This window comes from Aeromonas sp. QDB62 (assembly GCF_027705695.1).
In the GTDB taxonomy this organism is placed as follows: Bacteria; Pseudomonadota; Gammaproteobacteria; order Enterobacterales; family Aeromonadaceae; genus Aeromonas; species Aeromonas allosaccharophila.
In genome coordinates, this window is the sequence record NZ_JAPDCD010000126.1 from 1 (window position 1) to 958 (window position 958).

The window sequence follows — 958 nt, forward strand, 5'->3', positions numbered from 1 at the left end:
CAGGGCGGGATCGCACTTTGTTAATGAAATTTGAACAGGCAGATCGTCTGTGATCTAATCGCGTCTCCATGCAGGAGGCACGCGCTATGACGTTGATTGAACACCTTACCCTTGTCGAAGAAACTCGCTCTGAGATCAATCGTAAACATAACCTGGTTGATGTCATGTTCCTTGTCATCAGTGCCATCATGAGTGGTGCCGAGGGCTGGAATGACATCGAAACCTATGGCGATTCAAAGATCGATTGGCTCCGTCAGCATCGCCCCTTTGCCAACGGCATCCCGCGGCGTCACACGGTTGCCCGCATTCTGCGCTGCATTGTCATCGATACCTTGCTTGAAGCGTTGCTGTGCTGGGTCAATGAACAGCGCACTCATCAGGGCAAACCCATCATTGCCTTTGATGGCAAGGTGTTACGCGGCTCCTTTCGGGGAAATGCCAAGGATGCGCTTCAGTTGGTCACGGCTTACGATACCGAAAATGGGCTGGTGTTAAGCCAGAAAGCAACCCCTAACAAGAAGGGGGAAATCGAAACCGTCAAAGATATGCTGGACATTCTTGAGCTAAAAGGAGCCGTTGTCACACTCGATGCGTTGCATTGTCAGCGTGAGACACTGGAGAAAATCAGCGAGAAGAAGGCTCATGTAGTGGTACAGGTCAAGAATAATCAACCGAAGCTGTATCAAGCGGTTCAATCGCAATTCCAGTCACTGTTTGACGCCCAGAAAGAGAAGATTGTCGTCGAGCACAAAGAGAGTGGACATGGCCGCCAGGAAGAGCGTTATGTGTTTCAATTAAAAGCCAAATTACCGCCAGAGTTGACGGAGAAATGGCCGACAATCCGCAGCATCATTGCCGTTGAGCGTCACCGCAGCGCCAACGGAAAAGGAACGGTAGATACCTCTTACTATGTCAGCTCGTTATCCCCCAAGCACAAGCTGCTAGGGCACTATATACG

At 50.5% G+C, this 958-nt stretch carries 1 protein-coding gene; it reads left to right on the forward strand.

All coding sequences use genetic code 11. The features are described from left to right. Positions 1-86: 86 nt before the first annotated feature. Positions 87-958 (forward strand): ISAs1-like element ISAs1 family transposase (locus OKC27_RS22725; protein WP_270806752.1); only part of this gene is annotated, 872 nt, incomplete at its 3' end.